Genomic DNA, 9,199 nt, shown 5'->3' on the forward strand with positions numbered 1-9,199 from the left:
CGCGAACGAAATATTCGTAGAATATCCGGTATGACCTTTTGGCTCGATCCGTACACGCGGTTCAAGTCGCTGACGGGGGTCGACCCCGTGCTGTATGAGCGGATGAGATCCGTCTCGACGGAGGTGGCAGAGCGCGTCACCCGCTGTTTCGCTGGCTCTGCCTGGCTCAGGCGCCGGTTCCCCGCCCGCAGCTATGTGAATATGCGTCTACTGCCGGGCAGCGACGCAACAGTCGGCGTCGAACTCTTGAAGACCAAAGGCGGCGGAGGACCCAATGGACCGAAGGCGATCCGTTGCGACCTACGCATTCCGGCATCCTGGCTGGCCGAGCCGGGCGACGGGCTGCTCGGTCTGCGCCTGTTCCAGGCGATGTTGCACGCCCTGCACGCGATCGGCGAGCACTATGTCATCGGCATGCCTGCCGCTGTCGGTCCGGGCGCCGACCGCGGCGACCCCGAGGTGTGGGATCCGTTCGACCCGCCGCCACCACCGCTTTCCTACGCCGACATCAATGCGCACCTGGAACGCCTCGCTGCATCACTGAGCCCCAATCACCTCCTGCTCGCGGTGAAGGAACCCACCTCGGCAGCCGTCGTCCGGCAATGCCGGGAAGTCAGCGAGGCGCTCGGCACGGTCGTCGACCAGCACACCCTCTCCGCCCCCAACGCGAAGGCGACAGCATGGACGATCCAGACCCCCTCGTGATCCGAAAGGCGGACCCCGCCGGCCTCACCGCCGCCAGGTCGAAAAGGATGCAAACCGCTATCACCACCGTCGAGCACTGCCTTGGACTGTGGCATTCGTTCATCGCCGCGGCGACAAATCACCCGCTACACATCGCCGTCACCACCCCGGACGACCCTGACTCCGACACCGCGCCGGCAGTGAGCGCCCACCTCGACACCGACCAGGGTCACCTGCATCTGCAGGTGCCGCGCAGCCTCGTCGATGAACCGCCCAGCCGGCTCGCCGCCCGAATACTCGACGTGGTCGTCCCGGCGATCGTGGTCCACGCGGAAAACCACCCGCATGAACAGCCGCCCGCGTTCTGGGTGAGCACGCAAGCATGGCAGCCACCGGCCGACGAACCAGAACCCGGCATCCGACTCGAGGACCTCCTCGACGGTGACGCACTGCTGATCGCCCGCCACGACGGCACACCCGCCGGCGCGGACTCCCGCGAACGCACCCTCGACGACTACCTCTGCGAACAACTTGAAAGCCCCGGCATCGCCGTCCGCGATGGCGCCCTCACCACCGACACCACCCTCTCCTGGACCCTGGAATTGCTCAACAGCGATTAGCACGTCCAGCATCCAGCCACTCGCGGCGCTCACGGCATTTCGGCTTGGAGCCGAGATATTCCGGCAGGTGCGATATCCGACGTTGCCAGCAGTGCGGCAAGGACCGTCGAGTGAGCACACGGGACCGGCAGGCCTAGTGATACCCGTGGAGCTTCACCACCTCCGATCAACACTGAACGACGATCGGGCTACAGGAACATGGAGAACCAACGCCCCCCCCGAGGCGCCACGCATGCCTGTGCCGAGCGCACCGTAGGGGAAGGCCGCCCGGGCACCGTGATGACCGGATCCTCGCGATGCCTCTTGTCGGCCCCCGAGTCCCACATGACGGCCAATCGAGCCGGTCGATCGCCTTTTGCTGCAATTCGTACGCTTCGTTCGGCGCCGCAAACAATCAACTGAGCAAGCAAGGCGGGAGAAGCCTTTTTCCTGCGTCGTGCCTAGGATCCGCGATATCGGCACATCCAGGAGACAGGAATAGGACACAGGAGAAATGCATAAGAATCAGGAGAATACAATCAGTGCTGCAAGGAGGTCAAAATGCGCGGAACTCGCTTGACGGAAACTGTCTGGACACTGTTCCGGATAGTGATCGGACTGCTGTTCACCTTGCACGGGGTGGCGACGGTGTTCGGCATCTTCGGCGGCAACCGGGGCCAAGGACACGCCTTGCCGGTGGGCAGCTGGCCCGGCTGGTATGCCGGCGTCATCCAACTGGTGTGCGGCCTGCTCGTGCTGGTCGGCCTGCTGACGACAACCGCCGCGATCCTTGCTTCCGGTTCCATGGCCTACGCGTACTTCACCGTTCACCAACCCCTTGCACTGCTGCCGCTGCAGAACGGCGGTGATCTCGCGGCCCTGTTCTGCTGGAGCTTCCTGACGATCGCCGTGGTCGGCGCCGGGCCCTGGTCGCTCGACACCCTGCTGCGCTCTCGCAGGAACGCCTCGGCCCACCAAGCCGCGGACGCGGAGCCCGCGGTCAGGGTGCCGTAGACACAGCCCGACGCCCTTACGACCTTGTGCGCAGTGCCTTGGTGTTTGAACTGGCGACGGCGACGGCGGTCTCGGGGAGCAACTCGCGTCGGCCGGTGAAGCGTTGCAAGACGCGCCACCATTTCAGCTCCGCGATGGTGTGCTCGACCGCGATCCGTTGCGAGGACCGGCGTTCGCGGTCGTGTTCCTGGGCGGTCCGCTGCTCGGGCGGCGCCCCCACCACGCCGACCCGCTCTACTGTGCACAAGGTCGTTACGCCCTCGGGTGGTTCCGCCCGCGACCTCGTATCCCTGGGCCACGCCGCTCCGGCGCTCTCCCCTGGCATATCCAGCCCTGTGCGGCGATCTGCCATCGGTACGCGAGCAACTGTTCATGCTCGCCCACGACGAAACCCGCAGCCTCAAACCCCACCTGCACGTGCCCGCAATCGGGGTCGGGCTCGCCGGCGCCGCGCTGATCGACCTGCTCATCGCCAAACGCGTCCACATTGTGCACGGCAGCCCCTACCTGCACCGTTCCTACAATCCCGGCCCGGCCGGTGATCCCGTCACCCACCAGGTCCTGACCATGATCGGGAACCTGCGGCACACTCCCGGGCTCCACCTGCTGCTGCGCGAGCCCGGCCCCGAGCCCTACGACCAGACCCTGGACGCGCTGATCACCAAGGATGTCATCACCCGCGACCGCCGGTGGGGCCGCACCCGGTACGAGCTGACCCGGATCGCCCCCGCCGCCAGGGTGCGGCAGAGCGTCCGCTATCGCATCGAGGGCGGACAGTGGCCGGAACCGCACATCGACGCGCTCTGCGCGCTGACCTGGGCGCTGAACCTGCAGCACTGTCTGGTCGTGGATCTCACCGACACCGAGATCAGCGACCTGTTGCGCGGCGTGACGCATCGGATCGCCGAGCTGGTCCGCTGGTTCGACCCGGACTGGCCCGCCGCCGCGATCCCCGAGGTCGCCGACGCCGTCCGCACCGCCATCGGCGCCCTGGCCACCTCCCCCTACTGGCCCTACACACTCTCCCGCTGTGAAGACGAAGGGCAGGCGAAGAAGGCGGTGAGCGGCTCGGTCAGCCTGCGATGGGCCCGGTTGACGGCGTCGTGGCCGCTGCGGGGAATCAGCATCGTCCGGGCGTGCGGCAGGGCACGCGCCAAAGCCTCGTTGCTCTGGACGTAGTAACGAGGACCATTGGCGCCGCAGGCGAGGAGAACCTCGGCGTTGACGGCGGACCACTGGTCGGCGGGACCGTCGTGCAGCCGGATCTGGTGGGACTCCTCGAAGGTCATCGCCAGGAGTTCGCCCATGTCGCGCCCGATCGGCGTGCGGAGGAACAGGCGGCAGATCGCGACCTGTACGGCGAGCGGCAGCTTCGACGTCGCCAGGTGCGTATTGATGCCCGCGCTGGTGAGTGCCATGGCGAGGGCGGTGTTGCCGGCGTTGGCCGCCTCCCAGGCTTGGTCGAGCCAGGCGGCGGGGAAGCTGCCGTCGATCGAGATCGCGGCGTCGTAGAGGGCGAGACGGTCGATCGGCAACCGGAGTGCGGCCTGGAGTGCGATGAAGCCGCCGGCGCTGTGGCCGATGACGTTGCCGGTGCCGGTGTGTGCGAGAACGGCGGCGAGGTCGTCGATCTCCTGGGCGAACGTGTACGGCTGGGATCTCGGCGGTGCGTCCGCCCGTCCTCGCCGGTTGTAGAGGTGCACGGTGAAGCGGTCGGCCAGGGCGGCCGCCAGGCGGCGGTAGATGTCGATGGTCACTCCGCCGCCGTGCACGACGACGATGCCGGGTCCCTGGCCCGTGGAGTGCAGAACGATGTGTGCGCCGTCGCCGGCTCTGATCCGTTCCATGTCGCGCCTCCCAAAACTGCGAACGTGGTTCGCAGTTTACAGTGAAGGGGTGAACAACGCGAGCCGGGATCCGCAGCCCATCTGGACGCGGCCCGTCCGCGGCAGCCGCGGCCCCACCCCCGGACACAGCCGCGAGGGCATCGTCGCGGCGGCCATCACCCTCGCGGACGCCGCGGGCCTCGCCGCCGTGTCGATGCGCGCGGTCGCCACTGCCCTGGGCACCAGCGCCGGGTCGCTGTACCGCTACCTGTCCTCGCGGGACGACCTTCTGGATCTGATGACCGACGCGGCAGCGGCGGGACTACGTCCCTATCCGGAGGCCGACGGCGACTGGCTGGACACGATGGTGCTGCTCGGCCGCCGACAGCTCGCGCTGTACCGGTCGCACCCGTGGCTGCTCGACGTCAGCCACCGAAGCTCCGGCATCGGACCGCACACCCTCGCCTGGTTCGACAACTGCCTGCGGGTCCTGCAACCGCTCGGCTGCGACTCCACCGCCAAGTTCGAAGCGATCGCGATGATGACCGGAGTCGTGACGCTGTTCGCCCGCAGCGAGGCGGGCGGCGACGCGCTGACCCTCGCCGGCGTCGACTTCACGGCATATCCCCACCTGGCCGCGGCGGTCGCGCGACCCTCAGCGCCGGCACCGGACCGGGATCTTTTCGAACGTACGCTGCGCGGTCTCCTGGCCGGATTGCTCGCCACCTAGAGCGACCATGCACAGTGGATGACCCGAACGGCCGGCGCGGCACACCATCCGCCTATTTCCACCAATCGATCCACCGATTCTTTCCGCGAAAGACCTGGGGTTGAGTGACCGCATCAGGCGGGCTCTCACCTCGGGGGCGAAATGTCGGCGAAATGGTGGTCGCGGGGCACGGCGACGCTGATCATGTGCGCGTGTACGGGCGCGGTGGTGATCGCACACCGATCCGGAGAACCAGCGGCGAGCGACCCGCACGCCGCGCATCTCATGCCGCGGATGGTGCCGGTCGCGGTCGCCACGCCGGCACCGTTGCCGCGCACCGGCTGGAAGGTCACCGCGGACAGCTCACCGAGTGCGACGGGCGCCGGTAAGGCCATCGACAACAATCCGGCGACCACCTGGCGTACGGCGGCGACCGCGCTCCCCCACACGTTCACCATCGACACCGGCAACCTGGTCGCGGTCGGCGCGCTGACCTACCTGCCGCCGTCCGACTCGGCGAACGGGCGGATCGGCCGGTACCGGATCTCCATCAGCGCCGACGGCTCCGTGTACACCGACGTGGCGACCGGGACGTTCGCCGACGACGAGGTGGTCAAGACCTCCAGCTTCGCGACCGTGCTGACCCGGTTCGTGCGCCTGACCGCGCTCACCGAGGCGGGCGAGCGGGGACTGTGGTCGGCGGCGGCGGAGATCAACCTGTTGGGTGGCACCGACCCGGCGCTCGCGCGTACCGGATGGTCGGTATCGGCGGACAGCCAGGAGACCGCGGCGGAGAACGGGGCGGCCGCCAACGTGCTCGACGGCAACACCGCGACGATCTGGCATACGGCCTGGAGTGTCGCGCCCGCGGCGCCGCTGCCGCACCGGATCACCGTGGACACGAAGGCGGTCCACCTGGTCTCCGGGCTGAGCTACCTGCCCCGACAGGGCGGGAGCCGCAACGGGAACATCGGGCAGTACCGGGTGGAGACCAGCACGGACGGCGCGACGTGGGGTGTCGCGGCGGCGACCGGCGCTTTCGCGGACGTCAGCACCGCGCAGACCATCACCTTCGACCCGCGGCTCGCGCGCTACGTGCGCCTCACCGCGCTGACCGAGGCCGGCAACCGCGGACCGTGGACCAGCGCCGCGGAGATCAACCTGCTCGGTCGGGCCGATCCGACCCTGGCCCGCACCGGCTGGACCGTGACCGCCTCCGACCAGGAGACCGCCCGGGAGAACGGCGCGGCGGCCAACGTCCTGGACGGCAACGCCGCCACGATCTGGCACTCGGCGTGGAGCAGCACCCCGCCCGCGCCGCTGCCGCACTCGCTGACCGTCGACCTGAGGTCCGCCGTACGCGTGGGTGGTCTGGCTTATCTGCCGCGACCGGCCGCCTCGCCGAACGGTCGCATCGGCCGCTACAAGATCGAAACCAGCTCCGACGGTACGGCGTGGAGCCCGCGGGTGACCGGCGGTGCCTTCCCGGACAACCCGGCGCTGCAAACCGTGGTGTTCCCGCCGGTGACGGCGCGCTACGTGCGGCTGACGGCGGAATCCGAGGCGGGCTCGCGCGGACCCTGGAGCAGCGCCGCGGAGATCAATCTGTTGGGTCCCAGCGGATCGGCGGCACCGACCCGCGGCATCTGGAGTGCGCCGGTCGGCTTCCCGCTCGTGCCCGTCGCCGCCGCCCAGCTGCCCAACGGCAAGATCCTCACGTGGTCGGCCTTCGCACGGGACACGTTCGCGGGCGGCAGCGGGCGCACCGTCACCGCCACCTACGATCCGTCGACCGGCGTGGTCACCCAGCGGACCGTCACCGAGACCGGTCACGACATGTTCTGTCCCGGAATCTCGGTGCTGCCGGACGGCCGCCTCGTCGTCACCGGCGGCAACGACAGCGCCAAGACCAGCCTCTACAACCCGGCCACCGACGCCTGGACGACCGGCCCGGCGATGACCACCGCCCGCGGATACCAGTCGAGCACCACCCTCTCCGACGGCCGGGTGTTCACCATCGGCGGATCGTGGAGCGGACCGGTCGGCGGCACCGGCGGCACCCCGCACAAGGCCGGCGAGGTGTACTCGACGGCGGCCGGCTGGACCGCCCTGCCCGGCGCCCGGGCCGAACCGATGCTGACCGCGGACGCCAACCCCAACGGCGACTACCGCAAGGACAACCACGCCTGGTTGTTCGCGTGGAGCGCCGGCACGGTGCTGCAGGCCGGTCCGAGCCGGGCGATGAACTGGTACTCGACGACGGGCACCGGAGGCACCACCCCGGCCGGCACCCGCGCCGACGACGTGGACGCCATGAACGGCAACGCGGTGATGTACGACGCCGGCAAGATCCTGACGGTCGGGGGAGCCACCTCGTACGAGAACGTCAACGCCAGCACCAGCGCGTACGCCCTGACCATCTCCGGCACCACGGTCGCCGCCCGCCGGACCAGCTCCATGGCGAACGCCCGCTCGTTCGCCAACAGCGTGGTCCTGCCGGACGGCAAGGTCGTGGTGTTCGGCGGACAGAACTTCCCGGTGCCGTTCTCGGACAACACCGCGGTGCTCAGCGCCGAGATGTGGAACCCGGCCACCGAGTCGTTCACCACCCTGGCGTCGTCGGCGATCCCGCGCACCTACCACAGCGTGGCGACCCTGATGCCCGACGCGCGTGTCTTCACCGGCGGCGGCGGCCTCTGCGGCGGCTGCGGCACCAACCACTTCGACAGCGAGATCTTCACCCCGCCGAACCTGCTCAACCCCGACGGCACCCCGGCGTCCCGGCCGGTCATCACCACGGCCCCGGCGACGGCCGCCAACGGTACGTCGATCACCGTGGCGACCAACCGGGCGGTGTCCTCGTTCGCGATCGTGCGCATGGGCACGGCGACACACAGCGTGAACACGGACCAGCGCCGCCTCGCCCTGGCACCGACGGCGGTCACGGGCGGTTACCGGCTCACCATCCCGGCGGACCGGGGGGTCGCGCTGCCCGGCTACTGGATGCTCTTCGCAATGGACGCGCAAGGCGTCCCCAGCATCGCGAAAACCATCCGCATCGGCTGAACCGTACGCACCGTAAGACGGGCCGCCGGGGGCAAGCTGGCGCACCGGGTGCTCAGGTGCGGGCGAATCCGGGCGATTAGGCGGGTCGGAACGTCGGGGCGAACGGAAGGCCGTGAAGATGCCGGTTGCTGGCGGTGCACCTGTCGTGCGCACCGCGCCGGCACGGGTACGCGCCATCCGCGCCGGCGCCGTGCGCGGGCTGGGCGCTCCGCTCATCGCGACGGCCTACGCGCTGATCACCCCGGACGGCCCCAACCGCTCCTCGATGCTGCTGGTCTCGTCAGCGGTGCTGACCCTGTGCGGGATCACCTGGTGGTGCGCCGCCGCGCTCGCCGCGAGCCGGGTCGAGCGGCCCGTACGGATGGCCGGGACCCTGGTCTTCATCGTCGGTACCGCCGTGCTCGGTCTGCTCGACGGCGGCGTCGCCAGTCCGATGGGCTCGCTCCTACCCTTCTCGATGATCTTCCTGGCGCTGGTCACACCGCCGCGCGCCTTCGCGGTGCAGGGGCTGGTGGGCGCCGCGGCGTACGGGGGCGTCGCGGTGCTCGGCGAGCCGGCCCCCTCGGGGTACGCCGTCGTGTTCGGTCTCGGCTTCGGCGGGCTGGGCTACCTGTGCGTGCGGCACGCGGGCGCGCTGGTCTCGCTGCGCCGGCGGCTGGCCGAGATGTCGCGGGTCGATCCGCTGACCCAGGCGCTCAACCGCCGCGGCTTCGACGAGCGGCTGGAGGCGGAGTTCACCGAGGCCCGGCGGTCCGGCAGGTCCCTGACGTTGGTCCTCGCCGACCTCGACCGGTTCAAGGAGATCAACGACAGGTACGGCCACCAGACCGGCGACCGGCTGCTGACCTGGACCGCGGACCGGCTCGCCGCAGTGGTGCGGGCGCACGACGCCGTCGGTCGCCTCGGCGGCGACGAGTTCGCCGCCGTGATCGCTGACACCGGCGCGGACGGGGCGGCCGCCGTCGTTCACCGGCTGCGGGACGCCCTCGACGGGACCGCTCCCGCCAGTCTCGGTTACGCCTGCTTTCCGGATGACGCGGCGACGCCGGAGGAGCTGCGACGCATCGCTGACGCCCGGGTCTACGAGGACAAGCTGGCGCGTGAGCGCCCCCTGCCGTCCGCGAAGGCGGTGGCCAGAGCACGCGACGGGGCCGACCGGGTGGCTCCGGCGGTGCGGGTCTCGGGGGTGGCGCGGGGGGGGGGCGGGGGGGGGGGGGGGGGGGGGGGCGGGGGGGGGGGGGGGGGGGGGGGGGCCGCCCCGGGCGGTTGTTGATCTGCTCTGTCCTGCACGCATCCGCCCG

The 9,199-nt window shown here is 70.0% G+C and carries 8 protein-coding genes and 1 pseudogene; 7 read left to right on the top strand and 2 right to left on the bottom strand.

Features of this window, described 5'->3' with window-relative positions:
- The first annotated feature begins 30 nt into the window (after nucleotides 1-30).
- The 3 genes from AB0M36_RS23935 to AB0M36_RS23945 all read left to right on the top strand — a co-directional run bounded on the left by AB0M36_RS23935 (nucleotide 31) and on the right by AB0M36_RS23945 (nucleotide 2,297).
- A complete protein-coding gene (locus AB0M36_RS23935; protein WP_364161032.1) occupies nucleotides 31-705 on the top strand; it encodes a hypothetical protein in 675 nt (224 codons plus the stop codon).
- Between the two features lie 47 nt (nucleotides 706-752).
- Nucleotides 753-1,304 carry a hypothetical protein gene (locus AB0M36_RS23940; protein ID WP_364161034.1) on the top strand — a complete coding sequence of 184 codons (552 nt, stop codon included), beginning with the start codon at nucleotides 753-755 and terminating at the stop codon, nucleotides 1,302-1,304.
- 540 nt (nucleotides 1,305-1,844) lie between these two features.
- Nucleotides 1,845-2,297, top strand: coding sequence for a DoxX family protein (locus tag AB0M36_RS23945; protein WP_364161036.1), 453 nt, complete (start codon nucleotides 1,845-1,847; stop codon nucleotides 2,295-2,297).
- Between the two features lie 16 nt (nucleotides 2,298-2,313).
- Here AB0M36_RS23945 and AB0M36_RS23950 read toward each other — a convergent pair whose 3' ends face one another.
- A complete protein-coding gene (locus tag AB0M36_RS23950) occupies nucleotides 2,314-2,544 on the bottom strand; it encodes a hypothetical protein (protein ID WP_364161038.1) in 231 nt (76 codons plus the stop codon).
- 125 nt (nucleotides 2,545-2,669) lie between these two features.
- Between AB0M36_RS23950 and AB0M36_RS23955 the strand changes: the two are divergent.
- Nucleotides 2,670-3,251 (top strand): annotated as a pseudogene (locus tag AB0M36_RS23955) (GPP34 family phosphoprotein); the annotation flags it as partial.
- A 59-nt stretch (nucleotides 3,252-3,310) separates the two neighbouring features.
- Here the strand turns inward: AB0M36_RS23955 and AB0M36_RS23960 are convergent.
- Nucleotides 3,311-4,144: an alpha/beta fold hydrolase gene (locus AB0M36_RS23960; protein WP_364161040.1), complete on the bottom strand. Its 834-nt coding sequence runs from the start codon at nucleotides 4,142-4,144 to the stop codon at nucleotides 3,311-3,313.
- Nucleotides 4,145-4,193: 49 nt separating this feature from the next.
- Here AB0M36_RS23960 and AB0M36_RS23965 point away from each other — a divergent pair, with 49 nt between their 5' ends.
- The 3 genes from AB0M36_RS23965 (at nucleotide 4,194) to AB0M36_RS23975 (ending at nucleotide 9,171) form a co-directional block, all read left to right on the top strand.
- Complete coding sequence (locus tag AB0M36_RS23965; RefSeq protein ID WP_364161041.1) at nucleotides 4,194-4,853, top strand: TetR/AcrR family transcriptional regulator; 660 nt, start codon at nucleotides 4,194-4,196, stop codon at nucleotides 4,851-4,853.
- A gap of 141 nt (nucleotides 4,854-4,994) precedes the next feature.
- A complete protein-coding gene (locus AB0M36_RS23970; protein ID WP_364161042.1) occupies nucleotides 4,995-7,898 on the top strand; it encodes a discoidin domain-containing protein in 2,904 nt (967 codons plus the stop codon).
- A gap of 145 nt (nucleotides 7,899-8,043) precedes the next feature.
- Nucleotides 8,044-9,171 (top strand): GGDEF domain-containing protein, encoded by a 1,128-nt coding sequence (locus AB0M36_RS23975; RefSeq protein ID WP_364161044.1) that lies wholly within the window; start codon nucleotides 8,044-8,046, stop codon nucleotides 9,169-9,171.
- Nucleotides 9,172-9,199: the final 28 nt, after the last annotated feature.

The sequence above is a fragment of the Actinoplanes sp. NPDC051346 genome (assembly GCF_040682215.1).
Taxonomy (GTDB): Bacteria; Actinomycetota; Actinomycetes; order Mycobacteriales; family Micromonosporaceae; genus Actinoplanes.